The sequence below is a fragment of the Burkholderia diffusa genome, assembly GCF_902499115.1.
In the GTDB taxonomy this organism is placed as follows: domain Bacteria; phylum Pseudomonadota; class Gammaproteobacteria; order Burkholderiales; family Burkholderiaceae; genus Burkholderia; species Burkholderia diffusa.
In genome coordinates this window covers 129385-155029 of sequence record NZ_CABVPN010000011.1, presented here as the reverse complement: position 1 = coordinate 155029, position 25645 = coordinate 129385, and the positions used below count along the sequence as shown (strand labels likewise).

17 protein-coding genes are annotated in these 25645 nt (G+C 65.1%); 5 read left to right on the top strand and 12 right to left on the bottom strand.

Annotated elements, in window-relative coordinates; translation table 11 throughout:
* Window positions 1-73: 73 nt before the first annotated feature.
* A complete protein-coding gene (locus BTE28158_RS13265) occupies window positions 74-2242 on the top strand; it encodes a M1 family metallopeptidase (protein ID WP_151048930.1) in 2169 nt (722 codons plus the stop codon).
* Between the two features lie 111 nt (window positions 2243-2353).
* Here the strand turns inward: BTE28158_RS13265 and BTE28158_RS13260 are convergent, their stop codons facing one another.
* Window positions 2354-3382, bottom strand: coding sequence for a transporter (locus tag BTE28158_RS13260; protein ID WP_151048931.1), 1029 nt, complete (start codon window positions 3380-3382; stop codon window positions 2354-2356).
* 205 nt (window positions 3383-3587) lie between these two features.
* A complete protein-coding gene (locus BTE28158_RS13255; protein ID WP_059607875.1) occupies window positions 3588-4544 on the bottom strand; it encodes a hypothetical protein in 957 nt (318 codons plus the stop codon).
* Between the two features lie 121 nt (window positions 4545-4665).
* On the opposite strand from BTE28158_RS13255, the gene BTE28158_RS13250 reads away from it, so the two are divergent.
* The 4 genes from BTE28158_RS13250 (at window position 4666) to BTE28158_RS13235 (ending at window position 11716) form a co-directional block, all read left to right on the top strand.
* Window positions 4666-5511, top strand: a complete 846-nt coding sequence (locus BTE28158_RS13250; RefSeq protein ID WP_059607874.1) for a M15 family metallopeptidase — start codon at window positions 4666-4668, stop codon at window positions 5509-5511.
* 301 nt (window positions 5512-5812) lie between these two features.
* A complete protein-coding gene (tssM, locus tag BTE28158_RS13245; protein WP_124905083.1) occupies window positions 5813-9772 on the top strand; it encodes a type VI secretion system membrane subunit TssM in 3960 nt (1319 codons plus the stop codon).
* Window positions 9769-10758: a type VI secretion system-associated protein TagF gene (tagF, locus tag BTE28158_RS13240; protein WP_059607872.1), complete on the top strand. Its 990-nt coding sequence runs from the start codon at window positions 9769-9771 to the stop codon at window positions 10756-10758. Before tssM ends, tagF begins: the two co-directional genes overlap by 4 nt.
* A 4-nt stretch (window positions 10759-10762) precedes the next feature.
* The gene (locus BTE28158_RS13235) at window positions 10763-11716 is read left to right on the top strand and encodes an OmpA family protein (RefSeq protein ID WP_151052577.1); all 954 of its coding nucleotides are present in this window, start codon (window positions 10763-10765) and stop codon (window positions 11714-11716) included.
* 164 nt (window positions 11717-11880) lie between these two features.
* Here the strand turns inward: BTE28158_RS13235 and BTE28158_RS13230 are convergent, their stop codons facing one another.
* The 10 genes from BTE28158_RS13230 to BTE28158_RS13185 all read right to left on the bottom strand — a co-directional run bounded on the left by BTE28158_RS13230 (window position 11881) and on the right by BTE28158_RS13185 (window position 25606).
* Complete coding sequence (locus BTE28158_RS13230) at window positions 11881-12642, bottom strand: hypothetical protein (protein ID WP_174919915.1); 762 nt, start codon at window positions 12640-12642, stop codon at window positions 11881-11883.
* Between the two features lie 120 nt (window positions 12643-12762).
* On the bottom strand, window positions 12763-13539 hold the full coding sequence (locus tag BTE28158_RS13225; RefSeq protein ID WP_174919913.1) for a hypothetical protein: 777 nt from the start codon (window positions 13537-13539) through the stop codon (window positions 12763-12765).
* Window positions 13536-14948: a hypothetical protein gene (locus tag BTE28158_RS13220; RefSeq protein ID WP_151048144.1), complete on the bottom strand. Its 1413-nt coding sequence runs from the start codon at window positions 14946-14948 to the stop codon at window positions 13536-13538. The genes BTE28158_RS13225 and BTE28158_RS13220 overlap by 4 nt, the downstream gene beginning before the upstream one ends.
* Before the next feature lie 2 nt (window positions 14949-14950).
* Entirely contained in the window at window positions 14951-17632 is a 2682-nt protein-coding gene (locus BTE28158_RS13215; protein ID WP_151048143.1) for a type VI secretion system Vgr family protein, read from the bottom strand.
* Between the two features lie 67 nt (window positions 17633-17699).
* A complete protein-coding gene (tssA, locus tag BTE28158_RS13210; protein WP_151048142.1) occupies window positions 17700-18821 on the bottom strand; it encodes a type VI secretion system protein TssA in 1122 nt (373 codons plus the stop codon).
* Window positions 18822-18864: 43 nt separating this feature from the next.
* Window positions 18865-21534, bottom strand: a complete 2670-nt coding sequence (gene tssH, locus BTE28158_RS13205; protein ID WP_151048141.1) for a type VI secretion system ATPase TssH — start codon at window positions 21532-21534, stop codon at window positions 18865-18867.
* Window positions 21535-21577: 43 nt separating this feature from the next.
* Window positions 21578-22678, bottom strand: coding sequence for a type VI secretion system baseplate subunit TssG (gene tssG, locus BTE28158_RS13200; RefSeq protein WP_059607866.1), 1101 nt, complete (start codon window positions 22676-22678; stop codon window positions 21578-21580).
* On the bottom strand, window positions 22642-24477 hold the full coding sequence (gene tssF, locus BTE28158_RS13195; protein WP_124905091.1) for a type VI secretion system baseplate subunit TssF: 1836 nt from the start codon (window positions 24475-24477) through the stop codon (window positions 22642-22644). The genes tssG and tssF overlap by 37 nt, the downstream gene beginning before the upstream one ends.
* A 77-nt stretch (window positions 24478-24554) precedes the next feature.
* On the bottom strand, window positions 24555-25040 hold the full coding sequence (gene tssE / locus BTE28158_RS13190) for a type VI secretion system baseplate subunit TssE (protein ID WP_059465243.1): 486 nt from the start codon (window positions 25038-25040) through the stop codon (window positions 24555-24557).
* Window positions 25041-25102: 62 nt separating this feature from the next.
* On the bottom strand, window positions 25103-25606 hold the full coding sequence (locus BTE28158_RS13185) for an Hcp family type VI secretion system effector (protein ID WP_006477093.1): 504 nt from the start codon (window positions 25604-25606) through the stop codon (window positions 25103-25105).
* Between the last annotated feature and the right edge of the window lie 39 nt (window positions 25607-25645).

Here is a 25645-nt window from a genome sequence, read left to right as displayed (position 1 = left end):
TAACGGCGAGGGATTTCCTTTGCCGGCGTTTTCGCAGCACTGAACGATTCTTTCAACAATCGAGGTTTCAGTCATGTCGATCAACATTCACAAGATGCGTTACCTGCCGCTGGTCGCCGCACTCGCGCTCGCCGGGTGCGGCGGCGACGACAGCGGTGTCGGCTCGGCTTCCGCGCTCAGCTCTGCCGGCGCGCCGCACTCGAGCTCGTCGCCCGCCGCCAACACGCCGCCGAGCGCGTCCAATGTCGACAAGAGCGTGTCGCCTGTCGAACTGCCGGACACCGTGGTACCCGTCAACTACCGGCTGTGGTTCCGACCGAACGATGCGCTGAACGCGTTCGACGGGCGCGCCGACGTCGAGATCAAGGTGCTGAAGCCGGTCAACAACATCGTCATCGCCGGTCACCGGATCAAGTTCACGAACGGCCGCATCACGCTGCAGCCGGGCAACATCCAGCTGATCGCGACGCCGCAGGACAAGGGCGACTTCTACCAGCTGCGTCCCGTCGCCGGCACGATCTCGCCGGGCAACTATTCGCTCCACATGGAGTGGTCGGGCATCATCAACTTCAAGTCGTACGACGATCCGGCCACGCAGACGGGCGGCAGTTGCGGCGACGATCCGTATCCGGGCTGCTCGGCCGCGGAAGGCGTGTTCCGTGTCGACCTGAAGAGCACCGACGGCACGACGAGCGGCGCGATCCTCACGCAGGGCGAAACCAACCTGTCGCGCCAGTGGTTCCCGGGTTGGGACGAGCCGGCATTCCGGCCGACTTATGAAGTGACGGCCGAAGTGCCGCAGAACTGGCGCGTCGTGTCGAACGCGGCCGAGAAACCGTCGACCAACGTCGGCGGCGGCTACAAGCTCGTGCAGTTCGAGAAGACGCCGCCGATGCCGTCGTACCTGCTGTTCTTCGGCGGCGGCATGTTCGACACCTACGAGGACGATTTCTCGAGCCCCCTGCCGGGCGGCAAGGGCGGTCTGCACCTGCGCGTGTTCACGCCGCCGGGCATGAGCGACTGGGCGAAGCCGGCGATGGACCGCACCAAGCAGGCGCTCGACTTCTACTACCGCTATACGGGCATCCCGCTGCCGCTGACGAAGTTCGACACGGTCGCCGCGAACGATGCGTTCAAGGAGCAGAAGGACCTGAACTTCGGCGGGATGGAGAACTGGGGGTCGATCCTCGAGTTCGCCGACGACATCCTGCCGCAACCGGGCCAGCCGATGTCGCACTACGGTAACGAGGTGCTGACGCACGAAGTCGCGCACCAGTGGTTCGGCGACCTCGTCACGACCGACTGGTGGGACAACGTCTGGCTCAATGAATCGTTCGCGACGTTCTTCGAGACGAAGACGACGATCCAGTTCTTCCCCGACGAGTTCAGCTGGCTCGATCAGGTGAAGAACAAGTATCGCGTGATCAATCGCGACATCGGCCCGAACGCATTCCCGGTCGCGCCGAACTTCAATGACTGGGCGTCGAACGACTTCGTGCTGAGCGCGAGCGCGTTCACCTACGACAAGGGCGGCCACGTGCTGAAGACGCTCGAGAACTATCTCGGCGAGCAAACCTTGCGCAAGGGCTTGCAGCAATACCTGGTCGATTACTCGTTCGGCAACGGCACACCGAAGCGCCTGTGGGATGCGCTGTCGAAGGCGAGCGGCCAGCCGGTCGGCCCGATCGGCGACAGCTACGTGCGCCAGACGGGCGTGCCGCTGATCTCGCTCGACACGCAGTGCGACATGACGAAGAACCAGACGATCGTCACGCTGAAACAGCAGCCGTTCCCGAACAAGAACGCGTATCCGGGCCTGCAGTGGACGGTACCGATCACGCTCGCATACGGCCAGGGGCTCGCGAAACACACGACGCTCGCGCTGAAGGATACGCAGACGCAGACGCGGATCGACGGCTGCACGGGCGTGGTCGCGGATCCGAGTGGTCTCGACTACTACGTCGTGAACTACGGCGACGCCGCGTGGAGCGGCCTGCTCACGCAGGTCAACGGCTCGACCGATCCGGTGCTGCTCGCGAACCTGAAGAGCGAGGCCGCGCTGCTCGTCGCGAACAACCTCGCGCCGGCTTCGCGTTCGACGTCGATCGGCTCGGTCGCCTCGCCGGCCGCGATGAAGCTGCGTCAGACGCCGAGCTTCGGCGGCATCGCGCCGACGGTGAAGGAACGTCCGTCGCTGCGCTACCAGGGCATGTTCAAGCCGCGCAAGACGCTGGTTCAGTAACGTCGTGGTCGGGCCGGCCGGTGCCGCGGCGTTTGCGGCGCCGGCCGGCGTTCAGTCTTTCACGTCCTTCGACAGGCTCCGGATGCGGGGCCTGTTTTTTTGCGGCCGCCGCTAGCGATCATTGCGCCGGCGAAACGCCCACCACGCGGCGAGCGCGGTAAAGCCCGCGACCAGCAGCACCATCAGCCAGAACCCGTGCTTGTTCTCCGAGAACGGCACGCCGCCGACGTTCATCCCGACGAAGCCCGCGACGATGTTGATCGGCAGCGCGATCACGGTCACCAGCGTCAGCGTGAACAGCGTCCGGTTGTTCTGCTCGTCGAGCCGCGAACCGATCTCTTCCTGCAACAGCTTGATCCGTTCGTTGAGCCCCGACAGGTCGGCGAGCACCAGCGAGAATTCCTCGGTCGACTCGCGCAGTTCCTGCACGTCTTCGGCATGCAGCCACGCGGGCGGCTTCGCGAGCAGCCGGAAGATCGACCCCGGCTCGGGCGCGAGCATGCGCTGCAGCCGCGTCAGCGTACGGCGCATCGCGCCGAGTTCGACGCGATTCGACGTGAGCCGTTGCGACAGGAAGCGATCCTCGATGCGGTCGACGTCGATGCTCGTGCGCCGCATGATCTGGATCAGCAGGTCGGCCTGGTCGCGCAGCAGGTGCACGAGCAGTTCGGCCGGCGACCGGAACCGTTCGCCGTCGCGCACACAGGCGCGCAGCGTGTCGACCGAGCGCAGCGGCTTGAGCCGCGCGGTGATCATGATGCGCCGCTCGACGTGGACGAACAGCGTCGCGATTTCCGACGGCGTCAGCTCGAGGTTGAACATCACGTCGTTGACGATCGCGCGCAGCGCGCCGTCCTCCTGCTCGATGCGCGTCGAGCGCGATCCTTCGTGAAGGAATTCGAAGAAGCTGTCGGGCAATCCGAGGTGCGTGCGCATCCAGCGCTCGCTCGCGCCGTGCGCGAGATTGAAGTGCAGCCAGACGAAATCGTCCGAGGCAGCTGCCTCGCGCGCGCGGCACGTGCGCAGCCATGCGGCGGCCGCGTCGGCATCGAGCATCGCACCCGATCCGCCCGGGACGAAGCGGAATCCGCACACCATGCCGGACGTATCGGCGCCGTAAGTCTGTACGATCAGATCCATCGTGTCGAAGGTCGTGCGGCGCGGCCGCGCCGCGCATCGCGCATTGCGGCGCCACGCCGGGAAATGAAAGGAAACGTATGCCCGACGTATGCGACATTTTCGTGACGGGGTCACACACGGACGTCCGGCGTCGGACAGCCCCAAAAAGCAATGCGCCGCCCATCGGGCGGCGCATGTGCGATGAGCAGGCCGGCGTGACGCCTCGCTACTGCCGCGTCTCCGACTGCGCGGCGGTCGGGCAGGCGGGATCCTTGCCCCAATGGCCGTCGCAGACGCGCCACCGGCACAGCTGATCCTCGAAGAAGCCGCGCTCCGAGCACTCCTTCACGCGCGCTGCGAGCGAACCGCCCGTCGTGGCGGCCGTCTTGGTCGGCACGACCTGCCCCTTCTGCGCGGCGACCTTCTTGTCGGCCGGCTTCGTGCGTGCGACGAGCGCGGCGAGCAGGTCCGCATCCGGGTCGTCCTTCCCGGCGGCCTTTGCGCTCGCGGTACGGGTCGTCGCGTCGCGACGCTTCTTCGCCTGCGCGAGCTCCGCCTGCTGTTCCTTGTGGTGCTTGCGGGCCTCCGCCTTCGCGTCGGCCTTCGCATCGGCCTTGCTGCGTGCGGCGACCTTGCCGCTCTGCGCGGCGTCGGCCTTCGCGGTTTTCGCTGTCGCAGCCGCGGCGGCGGCCGTCGCGGCGACGGCTCCAGCCGTGGCCGCGCCCGATGCATCGTCGGCACCGTTCGCGAGCGCGCGCGACAAGCGGCTGTTGTCCGCGCCCGATGCGGACGCAACGGTCTGGGACGCCGCATCGTCATTGACGATCGTGGCCGGTTCCGCGGCAGGAGCGGCCGACGCGGCATTCTGCGCGACCTGCACGGCGCCGCCGCTGGCTGCCTCGGCCTTCGCCGCTGCCTGCGCGGGCGCGGCGGCCACGACGGCCTGTTCGCCGGATTGCTGCTGCCAGCGCCATGCCCCCCAGCCGCCGACGGCGACCACGAGCGCGACGACGGCCGCGATCGGCCCCTTCAGCGAGCGGCGCGGCGCTTCGGCCGGCGGCGTGACACGTCCTTCCAGATTCGCGAGAATGCGCGACTGCTGCGGTCCACCCTCACCTGCCGGTTTGGTATCGGACAGCAGGCTCGGCGGGGTTTTCGAATTTGAATTTTCCGGCGCACTCATTCAGCGTCTCATTGAATCCTGGTTTAATTCACCGCGATAATATAGCCCGGCCTCTCAAAGCAGCCTGATTCTAAGAGCAAGCATTGCAAAACACAATCAATTCCAATTTCCGGGGATTTCGTTGATTGCCGTCGCACTCGTCGCCTATTTCGCCCTTGCCGTCGCGGTCGCGGCACTGTTGCTTTTACCGGGTATCCGCACGGCGGTTTTCGAATCCGTCGCCCAGTTTCACGGCCGCCTGACGCGCCGCGCGAACGCTCGCGCCGCACGCACGCGAAGTCAGATTGTTAAATCGGCAACCGTTACGCGCGGCGCATTAAGCGATGTGCAAAATTTACTGATTCGGCGACGCTTGATGATTATGGTGTCGGCAGGTATTCTTGCGACGCCGCCATTGGTGGCCATTGCGTTACGCGGTCGGCAATTGTTTCAGTACGACGACACGGCGCGCGTGCCGGACGAGAAGATCGCCGCGCTGCTGCAGGGCGAACAGCTCGTGCCGCCCCCGCCGTTGCCGCCGGAAGTCTTTGCCACGAAGGAAGTCGAACAGGTGCGGCCGGCACTGAAGGACGCGAGCCGCGACTGGAACCTGCTGGATCCCGATTTCCGTACGCGTTTGCTGCTGGTCTACAAGATCATGCACGAACAATATGGTTACGAGATGGCGCTGCTGGAAGGTTATCGGAGCCCGGAACGACAGAACCGGCTCGCGCAAATGGGCACCAACGTGACCAATGCGGCGGCCTTCCAGAGTTATCACCAATTCGGGCTCGCGAGCGACAACGCGTTTCTGCGCGACGGCAAGCTGGTCATTTCCGAGAAAGATCCCTGGGCGATGCGCGGCTACCAGTTGTACGGACAGGTTGCCGAACAGGTCGGCCTGACCTGGGGAGGCCGATGGAAAATGATGGATCTCGGGCACGTGGAATACCATAAACCCGGTTTTAAACTGGGACGCGGCAGCTAGTCAGGGCTGCCGGACAAGAAATAATGAGGGCGGCATGGGGCTTTTTAATCATCCGGCAGGAAACGATTTGAGCGGCGCAATCGATCGGGCATTCCGTTGCACGATTTTTTCCGATCGCCGCTTCCGTTTTAATTCTCACAGCGTCCTTTCATTATTGCGCGCGCCTTCTCCGATGCCGCGGGCGCATTGATGCCAGCCCCCTTCATCCCGTTTGACAGCATGGCGACACATCGCGGCGCCACGCTTGCCGCTCGGCGCGCCTGCGTCGCCTCACCGAATCGCACCGGAACCTGAACGTCCTATGCAACGCATCCTCAACGTGCTGACTCATCCGCGTACGCTCTCGATTGTCGGGATCATCGCGCTAGCGGCGATTCTCTTCATCGTCGCCGACATGCTGCAGCTGCCGCTCCTGTGGGCGGCGATCGCCTTCGCGGCGATCCTCGTGCTGTGGCTTGGCGTCGCGTTGGTACGCCGCTGGCGCGTGAAGCGCGCGAACCAGCAGCTCGGCCAGGTGCTGGAAGAGCAGGCGGAAACCGGCAAGATCGCCGCGCCGGCCGCGGCCGCGCTCGCACCCGACACCAAGACCGCCGACCTCGACGTGCTGCGCACGCGCCTCTCCGACGCGGTCAAGACGATCAAGACGTCGAAGATCGGCCAGGTGTCGGGCGGCTCCGCGCTGTACGAGCTGCCGTGGTACATCGTCATCGGCAACCCGGCCGCCGGCAAGAGCAGCGCGGTGCTGAACTCCGGCCTGCAGTTTCCGTTCGCGGACAAGAACAGCGCCGTGATCCACGGCATCGGCGGCACGCGTAACTGCGACTGGTTCTTCACGACCGAAGGGATCCTGCTCGACACGGCCGGCCGCTACTCGGTGCACGAGGAAGACCGCAGCGAATGGCTCGGCTTTCTTGGCCTGCTGAAGCGTTATCGCCCGAAGGCGCCGATCAACGGCATCATCGTTACCGCGAGCATCGCCGAACTGACCGGCAACCGCCCCGAATTCGCGATCAACCTCGCGAAAAACCTCCGCCAGCGCGTTCAGGAGCTGACGGAAAAGCTCGAGGTGTTCGCGCCGGTCTACGTGATGTTCACGAAGGCCGACCTGATCACCGGCTTCACCGAATTCTTCAGCAGCAGCGACAAGCACGAATACGACCGCGTGTGGGGCGCCACCCTGCCCTACGAGCCGGACGACAAGCGCGACGTCGTCGCGCAGTTCGACACGCACTTCGAGGAACTCTACGAAGGGCTGAAGGAAATCAGCGTCGCGCAGCTGTCTCTGTCGCGCGGCAACCAGCTGTCGCCGGGCCAGTTGAGCTTCCCGCTCGAATTCTCGACGATCAAGCCGTCGCTGCGCGCGTTCCTCGCGACGCTGTTCGAGAACAACCCGTTCCAGTACAAGCCGATCTTCCGCGGCTTCTACTTCACCAGCGCGCTGCAGGAAGGCGAAACCAACAGCGCCGCCGCGCAGCGCATCGCGCACCGCTTCGGCCTCGACGCGAGCGCGCTGCCGAAGCCGCACAGCGCGTTTTCGAAGAACGGCTTCTTCCTGCGCGACCTGTTCTCGAAGGTGATCTTCGCGGACCGCCAGACCGTGCGCCAGTTCGCGAGCCCGACCAAGACCCGGCTGCGCTACGCGACCTTCTTCGGCTTCGTCGCGGCGCTCGCGCTCGCGCTCGGCGGCTGGACCTGGTCGACGATCGGCAACCAGCAGCTCGTCGCGAACGTGCAGGCCGACCTCGACAACGTCACGCGCCTGCAGCAGGGCCGCAACGATCTGCAGTCGCGTCTGCAGGCGATGGATATCCTGGAAGACCGGATCGAACAGCTCGAACAGTTCCGCCGCGACAAGCCGGTGTCGGTGTCGCTCGGCCTGTACCAGGGTGACCGTCTCGAACAGCACCTGCTGACCGAGTACTACAACGGCGTGCGCCAGATCCTGCTGGCGCCCGTCTCGCAGAACCTCGCGTCATTCATGAAGGATGTGAACGCGCACCCCGAACAGCTCGTGCCGATGACGCGCCCGCCCGAATCGGGCGCCGTGCAGGGCGGCCCGATTCCCGTGTCGACGAACCCGCCGGGCGCCACGCCGCTCGCCGGCGCCGCGCAAGGCGCATCCGCCGCGACGGCCGCCGCGCCGCAACAGGCGGCGGCACCGCAGGGCGGGTTGTACAGCGACGCGTCGCCGACCAACGTGCAGGACGCGTACAACGCGCTGAAGACTTACCTGATGCTGTCCGACAAGCGTCACGTCGAACAGGCGCACCTGACCGACCAACTCGCACGCTTCTGGCGCGGCTGGCTCGAGACGAATCGCGGCAACATGCCGCGCGACGAGATGATCAAGAGCGCCGAGCGCATGATCTCGTTCTACCTCGCGCGCGTAAACGACGACGACTGGCCGATGATCGACGCGAACCTCGCGCTCGTCGACCAGACCCGCGAGAACCTGCGCCGCGTCGTGCGCGGCATGCCGGCCCGCCAGCGCGTCTATGAGGAAATCAAGGCGCGCGCGTCGACCCGCTTCGCGCCGATGACCATCGCGCGCATCGTCGGTGACGGCAACCAGGGGCTGGTCGCCGGCAGCTATGCGATTCCGGGCACGTTCACGCGCGAAGCGTGGTTCGACTACGTGCAGCCGGCGATCCGCGACGCGGCGACCAAGGAACTGCAGGCGAAGGACTGGGTGCTGAACACGTCGACGCAGGACGACCTGACGCTGGAAGGTAGTCCCGAGCAGATCCAGAAGACGCTCGTCGGCATGTACAAGACCGAATACGCGCAGCACTGGCAGAAGTTCATGCAGGGTATCGCGGTGCAGGGCTTCAGCAGCTTCGGCCAGGCCGTCGACGGGATGAACCGCCTCGGCGACCCGCAGGATTCGCCGATCCGCAAGATCCTCGAAACCGCGTACGACCAGACGTCGTGGGACAACCCGTCGCTGGCGAACGTCGCGATCAAGAAGGCGCAGACCGGCGTCGTGAACTGGGTCAAGCAACTGTTCACGCGCTCGCAGGCCGGCCAGGTGGCGGCCGCAAACATCGACATCAACGGCAATCCGGCCGAGGTGCCGATGGGTCCGATCGGCCAGGAGTTCATCGGGCTCGCGCGGATCGTCACGACGCACGACGGCACGTCGATGCTCAAGGGCTACATGGACTCGCTGTCGAAGGTCCGTACGCGCTTCAACGTGATCAAGAACCAGGGCGACCCCGGCCCCGGCGCGCGCCAGCTGATGCAGCAGACGCTCGACGGCAACGGCTCGGAACTGGCCGATTCGCTGAAGTTCGTCGACGAGCAGATGCTGACGGGCCTGACCGATTCGCAACGCAAGTCGCTGCGTCCGCTCCTGGTGCGCCCGCTGATGCAGGCGTTCTCGGTGGTGATCCAGCCGGCGAGCGCCGAAGTCAACAAGGTGTGGAACGCGCAGGTCTACCAGCCGTTCCAGAGCTCCCTCGCGACGAAGTACCCGTTCGCGGCGAACGCGAAGGTCGAGGCCGGCGCCGGTGAAATCGCGCAGGTGTTCGGTCCGGACGGCGCGATCGCGAAGTTCGTCGGCACGACGCTGGGCCCGCTCGCGGTGCGCCGCGGCGACACGCTTGCGGCCCGCACGTGGGGCGACATGGGCATCGGCCTCACGCCCGACTTCACGAACGGCTTCGCGCGCTGGGTCGCCCCGCTCGCCGGCGGCGCCGCGGGCGGCGCGGCCGCGGCGGCCGAACCGCAGACCGTGTTCCAGATCCTGCCGCAACCGAGTACGGGCACGACGGAATACACGATCGCGATCGACGGCCAGCAACTGCGCTACCGCAACACGCCGCCGCAGTGGACCAACTTCGTGTGGCCGAACCCGCAGGGCTCGCCGGGCGCGACGCTGTCCGCGACGACCTTCGACGGCCGCACCGTGCAACTCGTCAACGAACCGGGCCGCTACGGTCTCGAGAAGCTGATCAACTCGGCGCAGCGCAAGCGCCGTCCGGACGGCACCTTCGACCTCACGTGGGTCCAGGGCAGCGTGAACGTGTCGGTGACGATGCGCATCATCAGCACCTCGCAGCCGACGAGCGGCGGCGGCGACCAGCCGCAGCAGCAGAGCCTGCGCGGGCTGCAGCTGCCGTCGTCGGTCGCCGACGCGAGCGCGGGTGCCGCGCAGAACGCGACGCAGGCCGGCACGGGCACGCCGGCCGCGGCACCGACACCGGCACCGGCACCGGCCGTCGCGGCCGCCACCGCAACGAATGCACAGGGGGCGCAATGACGCAAACCGTTCAGGCGCAGATCGCCTACTTCGGCAAGATTCCGTCGCGCGGCGACTTCGTGAAGAGCCCGCACAATCCGCAGCTGCTGCAGACGCTCGATCGCTGGATCGCGCAGGCGCTCGAACTGCTCGCGGAAGATCCGCGCTGGAAGATCGTCTATGAGGATGCGAAGCCGATGCATTTCGCGTTCCTCGGCTCGCGCAGCAAGCTCGCGATCGCGGGCCACATGGTCGCGAGCCACGACGTGTCGATGCGCCGCTTCCCGTTTCTCGGCGCGACCGCGCTCGAGGTCGACCGGCCGCTCGCGTTCCTCGCGCGCAGCCCGCTCGCGTTCGCCCGGCTGTGGTCGCGCGTCGCCGCGCAGATGCCGCCGCTGCTCGCGAAGGAGGAGCCGCCCGGCGCGCTGCAGGCGCTCGGCGACACGCAGGTGCCGATCGACGTCGGCGGCCCCGGCACGTCGCATGACGGCACCTTCAACGACTTCATCGAACACCAGTCGCTGTACGGCCTGCAGCAGATGCTGCTCGAAAGCGGCCATCCGGTCCGGCTGCGCGGCGCGATGCTCGCGCTCGGCTCGCTCTTGCGGCCCGTGATGCAGAGCGGCTCGTCGCACATCGAGCGCGGCCTCACGCTGCCGCTGCCCGTCGATCCGTTCTACCGAAGCCTCGTCGCCGCGTTCTGGCTCGAACTGATCGCACCGTTCGTCGCGCAGGCCGACTTCGAGCTCGCGATCTTCATCGGCACGATCGCCGAGCGCGAACGGCTGATCATCGGCTTCAACGGCGCGTCGTCGAAGACGCTGCTGAGCGTCGTCGACCCGCAGACCTACGCCGCCCACAACATCGACATCGACGATCCCGAATGGATCGACGCCCATGCGCAAAACGATCAGCAGATCAGCAAGCTCGTCAGCTACCTCGACCAACCGCAACTCTCGCTGCGCGTCGCCATCGACGCGTTCCGCGAAGCGTTCATCGGAGGCTGACGGGATGCAACGCACGAATCACGTCCGGCGCATGCGCTTCTCGGCATTCGTTGCCGCCCTCGCCGCCGCCGGCCTCGTCGCCAGCGGCGCGGCCTACGCGCAGAACACCGGCGGCGCGACCGTCACGCCGGTCGGCAACGGCACGGTCGCGACGACCGCGCTGCCGTCGTCCAACACGAACCCCGGCGCCGCGCCTGCTACCGCCTCCGGCACGGTGGTGCACGGCACGGCCGGCACGATCTCGCCGCCGCCCGCGAACGCGACACCCGGCCAGGTGGTGGTCGGCGGCAAGGTGCCGGACGAGGCGACCAAGGCCGCCGTGCTGCAGAAGCTGCGCGACACCTACGGCGCGGTGAATGTAGTCGACCAGATCGAGGTCGGCGACGTCGCGACGCCGCCGAACTGGAGCGCGAACGTGCAGAAGCTGCTCGGCGCGCAGCTCAAGCAGATCAGCAAGGGGCAACTGAAGATCAACGGCACGCAGATCGAGATGAAGGGCGAGGTGCACAACGAAGCGCAGCGCCAGCAGCTCGCGAGCGACATGGCGAACACGCTGAACCCGACCTACACGATCAAGAACGGGCTGCGCGTGTCGGCATCCGAGCAGGGTGTGCTCGACCAGACGCTCGCGAACCGGACGATCGAGTTCGAGACCGGCAGCGCGACGCTGACGCCGCAGGGCAAGCTGATCCTCGACCAGATGGCGGCCGCCCTCGCGAAGATGCAGAACCGCACGGTCGACATCATCGGCCATACCGACAACTCGGGAAACCGGACGTCGAACATCGCGCTGAGCCAGGCGCGCGCGGATGCGGTGAAGGGTTATCTGATCACGAAGAGCATCCCGCCGCAGCAGATGACGACGACGGGCGTCGGGCCGGATCAGCCGATCGCACCGAATGACACGGCGGATGGGCGGGCCAGGAATCGGCGGATCGAGTTCCGGGTGGGGCAGTAGGCGGAGCGGCGGTCAGCGTATACAAGGCCGCCGACCGATTCCGACTGGCGCAAGAAGCAATCTGATCTTCTGGAGGTAGCGCCAGACAGATTGCCGCTTGCCCTGCTCGCCGAAGACGACGATACCTTCGACATCCCGCAACTTTCATCCGCAAGAAATGCTGGCTATTCGGCCACCAAAACACGCTTGCCGCGCTCTTGCCCGATCTGCGTTGGCAGGGCGATCGTCAATACGTAGTTGCGCACGAACAAGCTGACGAACAGCAACGCCAGCGGCATGCTCGCTACGGCCAAAAACAGCAGCACTCCGTTTGCCCCGAAATCCGACGAAAGCAGGCGACCCAGTATCAGGTAAAGCGGCGCCAGCCCCAACGCGATAACTCGGCCGAGATTCGGGATGGCAGAAGATTCCTCGTGATACCGCTCGAACTCTGCTGCTCCGCGCTGGACTTCATAAACGACGACCTCGCCTCGATCGTCGAATACGTTGCCGAGAAAGGGCGTGGCATCGACCGTATGACGCACGTTTCGGTACGCTTTAACCGCCCAGAAGATATGCAGTACGATGCCGCCGATCAATCCTGGGCACCGCGCCAAGGCGGACATGGGCGCGAATATGAAAAAGCAAAGATATCCGAATACGCCGAAAAAGTAGTACGTCGCGAACATACCGAGCGACATGACCAGTCCGTAAGCGAACAACTCGTTCGTACCGCGATACCTGGCATAGATGAGCAGAAGTCCCGCACAGCAACCCACTGCAACCAGAACACCGATCCGCCACGGCCAGGTCGATATCGACAATTCGTCCGCATAGGCGGCATACGATATCCCTGCGCCCAACAACGGCAACACCAAGCACAGCGGCACCGCCTTCCTCGCCAATGCCAGCACGTGATCAGGCCGCAGTTGATCAACACAGCTCATACATAAGCCCCGACATCACTGACTGTCATCTCCTTTCAAATCACATGCTTTGATTTACCGTTGCGGCATCGGTGAACGGCACGGGTTCGCTCCGTCGCGCCGATGGAACCGCCCCGCGCCCTAGAACGATGCATCAGGCGCCATCAGCACCGGCTTCCGGTATTTTCGTTCCATCGCGTTCGGCAACTGGATCATCGTCACCCCGACCCTGATCATGACGCCGATCAACCAGAGCGATGCGGGGAACGTGATGGCCGCGACAAAGAACAGCACACCCCCGGTCCCAAAGTACATCGACAGTAGTCGGCTGAGCACCAGAAAGAATGGCGCAAGCGTCATGACGATCCACGAATGCCATTTGACGAACGGGCTGCGTTCGGAATAGGTGGAGTCCAGAATCTCGAAGAAGTCCTTCCGGCAGACAATCGCTCCGTCAAGGACGTCAAAAGCCCTGCCCTCGAAATCCGATTGCGCGATATGGCGTGTCAGCGCGACGTAGGAAAACACCAGCCAGTAGATGCTAAGCCCGCCCCCGATCACCAGCCCGGCGGTCCGGGCAAGAACCGGCATCGGGGCGAAAATGAAGTAGTAAAAGTAAAAGGCGATCCCGATCAAGGCATAGGCCGACAGCAAGCTGGTCAACCTGAGATATCCATAGACTATGAATCTCTTCGTACCCCGGCACACGAGCCAGCAAATCACTGGCGTCGCCACGCATGCCGCAGCAATTGCAACGCTGATTTGGCCAGGTAGGCTGGAAACGCCGTAATCGAATTTATAAGCGGTGAACGCGAGTGCAACCGCCAACGCGTTGAGCAAAATCCCGATCCACACAGCCTGGGCGACGGCCGGCGACAGCGATTTCTCCGTGCCGTTCACGACAGCCTCGTTCCTCATGGCAGCGCTCCGAACATCGGCGAGTAGGGGTTGTAATCCTTGGGCATGTACTTTTCGTAGCTTTCGCCGATCTCACGCAATTTGTTCGCCACCCACTTGGTAAATTCCACTTTCTTGTCTACGTAATTGACGATGTATCCGACGGCAACAGCAACGCCAATCGCGACAGCGACCGTAAGCGCCACCGGCACCGCAGCAATTGCGGCCGCCGACGCAATCGCACCCACCACCATCGACGTCAAAGCAGCCGTGAGGCCTGCGACAACCAGATCAATCCCAATCTTTGCAAAGAGATCGCACAAGTCCTTTCGAGGTTTTCCCGAGGCATCGACCTGCTTGTAGTCGTGATACCACTCCGCGAAGTCCAGCGCGATCGTCAATACAAGCGTAATAACGCCAGCCTTGGTCGTCATCGAGCCCTTGGCACTGCGCCAGGCCGCCTGCGCCATCGATTTAGCCGTCCCGGCGCCTCCGGTGATCGCCAGAATCTTCGTATTCTTCACGCTATACTTGGCGGCGGATATTTCTGTTCGGGATCCTATAGTTCCCTTGAATACCACATACCACTTTGGTCCGGCATTTCGATGAACAATCTTGATCAACTTGAATTTGCTCTTCATTAGCTCCCGGATCCATGGCAAGTTGTCTCCGACGTATCCAAAAAATCCGGCGACTTGACCGATGATCCAGTTGCGAGTCGCGACGTGAGCTGTATCGATCGCGGTCTCGTCCGCGCCGCCATTTTCCAGCGCCGTGATCAGATCGTTCGGTATCGTCTTCACGTCGACTTCGAATATATGCATTACTTGCGAGGTTTCCGCTTGAGCTGTGGGAGCGGCCAGTGGTAACAGCATTCTGCAGCTGTACTGATCGTCGATCGTTGTCATACCTGACGAAAGTCCGGAAAGACCGAGTTGCCAATTAGGACGATAGGTTGCCTGGCCGGTCGTGGCACTCGACGAGCCGGAAGGGTATTGCCAGAAATTCGCGAGTTTCGGCGTGCCGCTCACTCCCGATTGTCCGCCGTAGATGAGCGTAATGGGTTCCGGTTTGGTTTTAGGATCGGAACCGTGGTTGTCGGTGTTCAAGAGGAGCATCGAATATCGCTGAAGCTCCACCCCGTCCTTCTTAAGCACGAGAAACCCCTTGAAATCACGACCGATCCAGACGTGATACCGTTCTCCGTCCTGAAATTTTCCGGTCTTGACTCGTCGCTTCGCCTTGGTGTCGTAAAACCAATCCTCGGTGGCCTCGACGGTGTAGTTGTTGCCTTTGTGCAAATGCACCTCAAATACCACATCGCGATGTTTGCGCAACAGGACCGTGATATCTGTCTCAGCCCAGCAACTCACCGGTTCCCCCGGCAGATCGATACAAACCTGATGTTGAACAAGCGCCTTGCCACCCATTTTCACTCTCCCGTCCGCTTGACCTGACTGGCCACGAACTCGTCAAAATCGATGTTCTTCAATTCCGCCTTGCCTTCCGCATCGAGTGCGACGCTATGCTCGATCCCGTCTTCCGTCGTGAACTTGATCGGCTCCCCATGCGGCACGTTGCCGTCGGCATCCACATAGCGAATCCGCATGTCTGCCTTCTTGCCTTCCGCCTTGAACGTCTTGTGCATGCTCGTCGGCCCGCTGAACGCGTGCTGTCCGCCCTTTACGTCGATCTTGCCCGGCGCGTGAATCTCGATGTTGCCGCCCTTGATCCGGACATACGCGCCGCCCGACGTCAGCAGAATCTCTTCCTTTGCGACACCTTCGATCGTTGAGGTCGCCGACAGCACCTTGATCGTCTTCTGCGCGACCATCTCGACGTTGTCGTTCTGTGCCTGAATCTCGACGGCGCCTTTCCCGGCAAAAAGCTTCATGCCCGCATTCTGCGCAAACAGGCTGAGCTTCTCCTTGACGCTCGCCACCAGCGATTTGCCGCTGACGAGATGCGTGCTCTGCCCGCTCACGACGTTGACTTGCCGGTCCGCAGCCAGGTGCGTGCTTTGCTGCGACGCCACCCCGATCCCCGCCGGACTCGCGAACAGCATCACCGGCTCCTTGAACGCATTCGCATTCCCCGTCCCGCCACCAGCCGTCCTGCCCCCGCCCGCGCTCGCACCCGCCACGCTATTCTGCGTCGCATCGGTGAATTGCTTCAGCGCATCGTGCCCGGTACCGAGACTCTCCGCCTGATGCATCTCGCTGACCTGCGACATCGACTCGATGAGCCCTTCCGCATTGACGAGCTGCTGCTTCGCTTCGCTGACATCGAGCGGCTGGCTGTTCGCCTGCTTCGGATGCGTCGTCACGTACAGGCCCTGCCCCGCACGCATCGCACCGTACGCATCCGTGCGCAGGTCGAAGCCGGAGCCGAGATACGCGCCGCGCGTATTCCCGTTCTGCTCGATCAGATAACCGAGATGAAGCAGCGAATTCGCGCTGCTGCTGAACAGGCGCGCGCGGTTCTGCCCGGTCGCGTCGTCGAGCACCATTTCGTTGTGCCCCGATCCCGCATACTCCTTGGAACGGAAGCCCGACAGGATCCCGTCGCTATGCCACTGCGGCTTAGCGGCGCCGTTGTACACGCGATGCATCACGATCGGTCGGTCGCAGTCGCCGCCGATGTAGCCGACCAGCACTTCCTCGCCGACCCGCGGAATATGCACGGCTCCGTACCCGCCGCCGGTATCCGACTGCACGACGCGCATCCAGCATGATGCCGTCTCGCGGCCTTCGCTCTGCCGGTCCCAGACGAACATGACCTTGATCCGGTTCAGCTCGTCCGTATAAACCTCTTCGCCCTTCGGCCCGACGACGATGGCTGTCTCGAGCTGCATCGCTGGCTTCCGATGCTCGAACGGGCTCCGATACGGCACGCTCGCGCGCTGCGCGTCGACCTCGACGAGATAGAACCCGGCCGAGCCGTCGTCACGCCCGACCTCGAACGCAGCTGCTTTCCCGTGACCGGCCTTCACCTGCGCCAGATCGTCCTGCAGGCTATGCGGGAAGCTCGCTTCGTGATCCGAGATAGGCAGATTGTTTTCGATGTAACGCGTGACGCCGATGGCCGCGAACTCGCGGTCGCTCGCCGAATCGCGGTCGTGCTCGGGATGATCGCTCAGCGTGAAGCGCCGGCCTGCGTCGATACCTCGCACACCGCCCACGCCGAAGAAGCGCTTCGCGCGCGACTCCCACTCCTCGAGGCGAATCTTCGACAGGTGTTCGCCGCGGTCCTGACCCGGATACGTGTACGCGCCGGTGTATTCGTAGATTTCCGCCTGGCCCGGCAGGTCGCCCTGGCCGGCCTTCGTCGGCAGCGACGTGCCATTCGGATTGCCCGCCGACGACGGCGACTTGTAGTCGAACGTGCGCGTCGTGTGCAGCGTGCTTTGCAGCGTCCGCGACGCGGCCCATTGCGTGAAACCGGCGGTTTCGGTGCCCGTGCCCGAACGGTCGAACGTGACGCCATTCGGCGACAGCGCATCGATCGCATGCAGGTCGTCGGTGATGACGAGCGTGTGCGCCTTCCCGTCTTCGTCGTGCCGCCAGAAACCGAACAGCCCTTCGTCCTCCATCAGACGGTGCACGAAGTTCCAGTCCGTTTCGCTCTGCCGGCAGTACGACCGCGACGGCAACGGCTTCGACAACGCGAACTGGTATCTGCCCCTGGCCTGCGGATGCATGTCGAACACGTCGGAGAGAATCGCGTCGACCGGCTGGTCCTGCCAGTACCGCATGTCGCTGCGGAACTTGAGGAAATGCATCCACGACGCGAAGCGCAACTGGTAACTCGACAGGCTGCCGTCGGCGCCGAGCCGCCGCGCCGTATGGATATAACCGTTGATCGGCAGATACGACTTGTCCGCCTGCTGGATCCACAGCGTGATCGGCTGCGCGATCAGCGTTTTGAGCTCGACGTCGCTCGCGGTGGACACGAGGTCGAGCACGACGCTGAAATCGCGGCCAAGCTCGGACCGCGTCACGGCGCGGCGCGGCACGAGCGCGTTATTCGGCAGCGACGGGATATCCGTCTTCAGCAGGCGGTCCTGCTGAATCAGGCCACCACGGATCGCCTGCGCCAGTTCGGTCACGTTCATGCGTCACCCTTCTTCTCGTTCATCGCGAACCTGCCGGGCCCGCGCTCTCAGGTCAAAACCCCATCGCTCAAGACTGCTCGTCGGGCCTCACGCCCAGCAGCTCGCGAATATGCGACAGCGACCCGTCGTCCTTCACGACGCTCTCGAGCCACTTGTGCAGCGGCATGTCGGCCCATTCGGCGGCCTTGTCCGCGAGATACGCAACCGGGCTGTGCGGCTCGGTCTGGCGGAAGTAACGCGCGACGGCACGCAGCTGGTCGACGGCCTGCGCGCGGTTCTGGATGCCGGCGATCATCTGCGTCACCGGCGGACGCGGAGCGGTCTGCGACTGCACGTGGGTCTCCTCGCTGTGGAACGTGTCGCCGAAGCTCGGCTCGATGCGCTCGGGCTGCGCCTGCGGCGCCGCTTGCGTGTGCGGCGCGCTACCCGTATAGCCCTGCTCGCGCGCAAAGCGCTCGGCGAGCCGGTACACGGTCTCGAACGCGTCGCGCGCCTGCCGGAAGCTCGGCGCCGAATCGCCCGCGCGTTCGACGAGCCGCTCCTCGAACGCATCGAGCGCGAATTCGAACGCCTTCAGGTTGGCGAGCAGCGTCGTGTAGAACGCGATCGGCGTCACGCGCCGCGACGCATCGACCTGCTCGACCGACGGCTTGCCGCGTGCGATGTCGTCCGCATGCTCGGGGTCGCGCCTCACGGCCTGCGCGACGTGCTGTGCGACTTCGCAGTCGAGCGTGGTGAACGCGTTCGACGCGCCCTCCGTCACCGGAATGCCGCGCAGCAGCTCGGCCGTGCGGCCGGACAGCCACGCGACGTTGCCGAGCCGGTATTCGACGTCGTCGCCTTCGGGCAGCGGATGCACGGTGTCCCAGTAGTCTCGGCACAGGCCTTCCAGCAGCGCATAACCTTCGGTGAGGCCGGTGATGCCGTCCTCGAGCGCGAGCGCCTCGGTCAGCCACACGGCGAGCCGCAGATCCTTGGTCCGCGTGCGCAGCAGCTCGCCCGCGTGATCGACGACGAAGCCCCAGTCGGCCTCCTTGATCTCGGTCACCCATTCGCCCTGGTCGAGCGTCGGATCGTCATAGCGCCGCGCGTCCTGGATCGCGTCGAATTCGTTCGAAAACAGCAGGTCGTCGCCGCTGGGCGACGCGTCGCTGATCGGCGTCAGCAGCTCGGGGAGATTGATCGGCATGGTTCAGTGAATCCGTTGATGCATGAGATGTCGCGCGTGGGGCTCATTCGACGGTGTACGCGAATTCGCCGGCCTCGTCCGCGCGCACCGCGATGCGCGCGATGGCCGCGCCGTCGGCGATCCGGCCGAGCACGTGGCCCGCGATCTCCGGCAGCAGCGTGCCGTTCAGGATATGGTCGACGTTGCGGGCGCCCGAATCGACCTCGGTGCAGCGCGCGAGCACCGCATCGACGAGCGACTCGTCCCACTCGAACGCGGCCTTGTGGTTCGCTTCGATGCGGCGGCGGATGCGTTCGAGCTTCAGCTCGATGATCTCGGCCAGCACGTCGTCGGAAATCGGGTAGTACGGCACCACCTTCATCCGGCCGAGGAACGCCGGCTTGAAGGTCTTGTACAGCTGCGGGCGCAGCGCCTCGGCGAGCGCGTCCGGATCGGGAAGCTCCTCGGCCGGCTTGTTCAGGCACGCCTGCATCACCGCCGCCGACCCGACGTTCGACGTCAGGATGATCAGCGTGTTGCGGAAGTCGATCTCGCGCCCTTCGGCGTCGTCCATCGTGCCCTTGTCGAACACCTGGAAGAACATCTCGAGCACGTCCGGGTGCGCCTTCTCGACCTCGTCGAGCAGCACGACGGAATACGGATTGCGGCGCACGGCCTCGGTCAGCACGCCGCCCTCGCCGTAGCCGACGTAGCCCGGCGGCGAACCCTTCAGACCCGACACGCTGTGCGCTTCCTGGTATTCGCTCATGTTGATCGTGACCATCTTGCGCTCGCCGCCGTACAGGATGTCGGCCAGCGCGAGCGCGGTCTCTGTCTTGCCGACGCCCGACGGCCCGACGAACATGAACACACCGCGCGGCTTGTTCGGATCCTCGAGGTTGGCGGTCGCGGTGCGCACGCGCTGCGCGATCGCGTCGAGCGCGTGGTCCTGCCCGATCACGCGCGCGGTGAGCAGCGGCTGCAGGTTCAGCACGGTGTCGATCTCGTCCTTCACCATCCGGCCGAGCGGAATGCCCGTCCATGCCGCGACGATCTCGGCAACCACGTGGCCGTCGACCTGCAGCGGCACCATCGGCTCGCCGCCCTGCAGCGCGTGCAGCGCCGCGACGCGCTCGGCGAGCTTGTCGCGGGTCGCCTGCACGTCGACCGGCTGGCCGTCCTCCGACGGGCCGCGTGCCTTGTCGAGCGCTTCGCGCAACTCGGTGATCTCGGCGACGATCGCGCGCTCGGCTTCATAGCGCGCTTCGTCCTCGGTCAATTGCGCGAGCGCCGTGTCGCGTGCGCCGCGCAGGTCGCCGAGCCGCTCGTCGTGCGACGCGCCGCCGGCCGCTTCACGTTCCAGCGACGCGATTTCCGCGTCGATCCGCTCGATGCGCTTCTTCGTATCGTCGATCGCGGCCGGCGTTGCGCTGTGCGCGAGCGCGACCTTCGCGCATGCGGTGTCGAGCACGCTGATCGCCTTGTCCGGCAGCTGGCGGCCGCTGATGTAGCGATGCGACAGGCGCACGGCCTCGGTGATCGCGTCGTCGAGGATCCGCACGTTGAAGTGCTTCTCCATCAGCCCGGACATCCCGCGCAGCATCGCGGCCGCGAGCGGCTCGCTCGGCTCCTCGACCTTCACGACCTGGAAGCGCCGCGCGAGCGCCGCATCCTTCTCGAAGTACTTCTTGTATTCGCTCCAGGTCGTCGCGGCGATCGTGCGCAGCTCGCCGCGCGCGAGCGCCGGCTTCAGCAGGTTCGCCGCGTCGTTCTGGCCCGCCTGGCCGCCCGCGCCGATGATCGTGTGTGCCTCGTCGATGAACAGGATGATCGGGTGCGCGCTCTTCTTCACCTCGTCGATCACGCTCTTCAGCCGGTTCTCGAACTCGCCCTTCACGCTCGCGCCGGCCTGCAGCAGGCCCATGTCGAGCACGTGCAGCGCGACGCCGCGCAACGGCGGCGGTACGTCGTCGGCGGCGATCCGCAGCGCGAGCCCTTCGACGACGGCGGTTTTGCCGACGCCGGCCTCGCCGGTCATGATCGGGTTGTTCTGGCGGCGGCGCATCAGGATGTCGATCGCCTGGCGGATCTCGGCTTCGCGGCCGATCACCGGGTCGATCTTGCCGTCGCGCGCGCGCTGCGTGAGGTTGGTCGTGTACGTGTCGAGCGCGGGCGTCTTCGACGGGCCGGCCGCGGGCGCGGCGCCGTCGGCGGCCGGCGCGACGTCGCTGCCTTCCGCATCCGCCTGGCGCGGCTCGGCCTCGCTCGACCCGGCCATGATCTCGTCGAACTTGTGCTTCAGGTCCGTCACGTTCATTTCCGCGAACCGCGACGACATGCGCTGCGCGAACTGCGCGAGATCGGGCGCGGTCAGCAGCGCGAGCAGCAGGTGCCCCGAGCGGATGCGGCCGAGCTGCGAATCGAGCGACGCAATCAGCCATGCCTGCTCGAACAGCGCGATCAGGTGCACGGAGAACACCGGCGTGCGCGTGTTGCCCGTCTTCAGGCGCGTGAGTTCGCGCTCGAGATCGGCACGCAGCGCATGCGGATCGACACGGCTTGCGCGCAGCGCGAGCGGCAGGTCGCCCGTCGCTTCGTCGAGCAGCGCGAGGAACAGATGCTCCAGATCGACCTCGTAGTGGCCGCGCGCCAGGCACGCGCTCGCCGCGCGCTCGGTTGCGTGCCGGCACAGCGGATTCAGTTTCGTGATCAGGGTCTTCAGAGGCGTGCTCATGGCGTCGATCTCAGGTTCGATTGCGTGTTGTTGTCGTTCGGAATCAGTGAATCACGTGCAGTTCGTAGCGGGCGTCCGAGCGGTCGTCGACCGCGTCGCGCGTGCAGAGGAACGCGTCCCAGCCGAGCCGCGAGCCGGCGCCGAGCACGCTCGCGCCGACCTCGGTGCGCTTCAGCACGAGCTTCACCTCGTATTCGAGCGTGACGCCGGCGAGCAGCGTGAGCATCCGCTCGAGCGCGACGGCCTGCGGGCCGCCGGGCAGGAATGCCTCGTAGTCGCGCTTGGACAGCGGACCGACGACGATCCGCGCGCGCATGTCGCGCTGCCATACGCGTTCGCCGACGAGCGCCGTCGCGCCGAGCACCGCGTTGACTTCGCCGAGCACGCTCAGTTGGTCGGTCGGCACGTCGTACCACTTGCCGACGAACTGGTCGATCTTCACCGGCACGCGGAAATAATCGGACAGCGTGCGCTGCAGGTACGCGGCCGACATCGGCCGGTGCCGCGCGGCGAGCGCATAGCCGGCAACGGCCTCGTCGAGCACGCCGCCCGCGCCGGCCGCGAGGCTGTCGCGCACCTCGTCGCTCGGCACGCCGGCGATCGCGAGCAGCAGCGGCAGGTAGCGCTCGTCGCGATCGAGTTCGTAATGAAACGGCAGCCGGTATTTCTTCCACGCCGCGTAGAACAGCGCGGTCGCGCGGTTCGAGAACACGTCGAAGAACGCGCGCGCCGCGTGGTCGCGCTTCAGGTGCTCGCGCGCGACGATCTGCTCGGTGTAGTGCAGCGGCAGCGCGCCTTGCCCGCCCAGCAGCCCGAAGAACGCGGGCGTCAGCTCGACGTGGCCGAGCTCGCCGGCCGCGAGCGCGGCGCCGCGCTGCTCGCCCGAGTCGAGCAGCGTGCCGTCGTCGTCAAACGAGCGCGCGCCCTCGATCTCGCTCGGCGGAAAACCGAGCGACAGCGTGTTGCGGAATTCGATGCGCTGCGCGACGACGTCGCCCTGCCGCCATGCGCCGGGGGCATCCGACGCCTGCCGCGCGAACAGCCCTTCGAGCACGCGCACCGCCTGGAAGAACTCGAAGCGGTGCGGCTCGTCGAGCAGCGCGTCGACTACGCCAGGATCGATTCGCCGGTCCGGGGCTTGCATCGGATGATCTCCTCGCCGGTGCGCTTCGACACGACGACTAGTTGAACGAAACTGTTGAGGTGGACGTAAAGCCCGAAGAAGCTGTCGAGCACGCGCACGAACGATGCGAGGCTCGCGCCGACGAAGTGCTCCTCGTCGATCGTCAGGCGGATCTCGATGCCGCGCACGAAGGTCGCGAACGGCTTGCCGGGCAGCCACTGCACGGCGCCGCGCTGCTCGACGCCGGCCAGGCCGTCGATCTGGCGCATCGACACTGCCGTGCGCCGCAGGTCGTACAGCGTCAGCATTTCCTTGAGCGGCGCGAGGCCGTGCGCGACCAGCGACACGTGGTTCAGCGCCAGATGCGACACGAGCCGCCAGTGTGCGGCGCGACCGCGCTCGAAGCGCACGCTCTGCGTCGGGCGCCTCAGCAGCGAGATGCCGCTCGTCTGCGCGCCGCCTTCCTGGAACAGGTCGCCGCCTTCGAGCCCGAACGCGAGCATCGACGGCAGGTCGCGGTTCGTGCAGGTGAGGTCGAGGCTCAGCGTGTCGGTTTGCGGCGACGTCGGCTCGAAGTCGATGTCGACGATCGAGATCTCGGTTTCATAGCCGGGGCTTTTTTGCGCGACCCAGTCGTTGCGGCGCGCGAACCAGTAATGGCCGATCCGCGCCGATTCGCCGTGATGCAGCGAATAGAACGGCCGAAACTCGATCACCGATTCTTCATGCGCCTGCTGCCTGACGAGCTTCACCGAATCGATCGAGTACACCTCGTACGCGAACGCGCGCCTCGCCTCGGCGATCACCGGATACGACACCGCGCGGTGCGTGATGCGGATCGGCTCGCCGTGCTGGCGGAACAGGTTGACGATCGGCGTGCAGAACAGCCGGAAATGGCTGGCCGTCAGCAGCTCGAGCAACCGCGCGACGTGCGAATCGCTGCGCACGTCCTGCAGCACGAGATGCAGCGTCGCGCGCTGGCAGCGGCCCGACGCGCGCGCGATCGCCGCGAGGTCGAAGTCGACGAAGTCGAACTTGTCGGGGAACGCGAAATATTCGGTGAGCAGGCGATACGCGGGATGCGATTTCGCCGGATAGTCGATCAGCGCGTCGTCTTCGTCGAAGCCGGCCTGCGCGATCGGCAGCTTGCGCAGCGCGGTCCAGCGGCCGTTGCGCTCGGGCTCGACATACGCGCCGAGCACGTTGACGAACAGGCAGTCGGTCAGCGCGGCGACGAACGACTGCTCGCCATGCAGGTGCGCACGCAGCGTCGGCACCTTCAGGGCGCCGAGATCGAGCTGCGCCGCGAGCGATTCGAACGTGATCGAGATCACGCCCGTCGCGTTGGACGGCAGCACCGTCGCGCTCGGCGCGAGCGCGACCGGCACGTAGCGCGCCTCCGAGATGCGGATCGGCGCGAGCGTCACGTCGTAGGCGGTGCGGAAGCGGCACTGCACGCCGCGGATCGGGCGACTCTTCAGTTCGGTGCCGCGATCGATCACGACCGGTTCGGTCTGCTGGCCAGGCGAAGCCGGCGTGAACTGCGCGATCGAGCACGACGGGAACGGCCGCAGGTAGTGCGGATACAGCACTTCCAGCAGCGCTTCGGTGAATTCCGGGTAGTCGTCGTCGAGCTTCTTGTTGATTCGCGCGCCGAGCAACGCGAACGACTCGATCATCCGCTCGACGTGCGGGTCCTCGCAGTGCTCGCCGGACAACGCGAGCCGCGCGGCGATCTTCGGATAACGTTCCGCGAAATCTCGCGAATAGCGCCGCAAAAACGATAATTCGCGCTCGTAGTACGGCAGCAATTCTTCCATCGACGACCCCGAACCTCAATATTTCCTGCCGGACCCTGAACCATCACCGGGCGGTCCGGCCCGCTCGGCGGCTTGATTTACAGCATTCTGGCCGCGCGCGTGCGCGTGACCGAGTACTGCAGCGTCGACGGCTGCAGCATCGCGTCGAAACTCACCGGCTCCTCGGCCGGATGCACGACAAGCAGCGCCTGGATCGCGAAGTACAGCGCATTGGTCGACTGCTCGTTCAGCTCGAACGTCACCTGCACCTGCTGCAGCCGCGGCTCGTGGCGCGCGATGGCCTGCTGGATCGACTTGCAGATGAACGCGCGGTCGTAGTGGCTCGCGAGGCTCAGCCCCGCGAAATCGTTCAGCCCGTAGGTCAGCACCGATTTCTGGCATTCCGGCAGCGCGGCCAGCTCGATCTCGGTGTGCGCGATACGGGTGTTGAGGATCGCCTCGACGTCGCGGGCGACCGTGTTCTTGAGCTCGTCCAGCGACAATTGCCGCATCGCGGCCGAGGCCGGCAGATGCGGTTCGTCGTCGAACAGCTTGTCGAGAAAACTGGGTTCGAATCGTTTCATCGGCCGGCGTGCACAGCGAAAACGGCAACGGGACGCCGCGCGCCCCGTTGCCGCAACCGACCTTAGACCGCGTAGGTCTTGTCGTTCTTCGTCAGGCTCCAGGCGCCCTGCGTGTTGCCGCCCTGGTTGCCGCCGATCTTCTGCTGGGTCTGCTTCCACTGCACGGCCGCGTACTTCAGCGAGAACGTCTCGAGCGGCAGACCTTCTTCGCGAACGCTCGGAGCGATGCTCGAGATGATCACGTACTTGAGCTTCACTTCCAGATACTGCACGCGCTTGCCTTCACCGTCCGCGCGCGAGAAATGGACCGTCACTTCATCGAACGTGGTGCCGCCCGATGCGTGCTGATACAGCAGCGGGCTCGACGAATCGATTTCCTTCGTGAAAATCATGTCGCCGTGCTCGCAGCGCGTCATCGTGTGACCGCCTGCGGTCGATGCCGTTGCCGAACGCGGCTGAACGATCGAGTGATCCCACGATTTCAGCTCGATCCAGCCCTGATGGTCTTTGTCCGCGGATTCGCCCTTCACCGCCGGACTACCAAACTGCAAGTGCATGTGTAACATGGCCCTTCGACTCCCCAAAGAGGTGGTTTTAACGTCCTA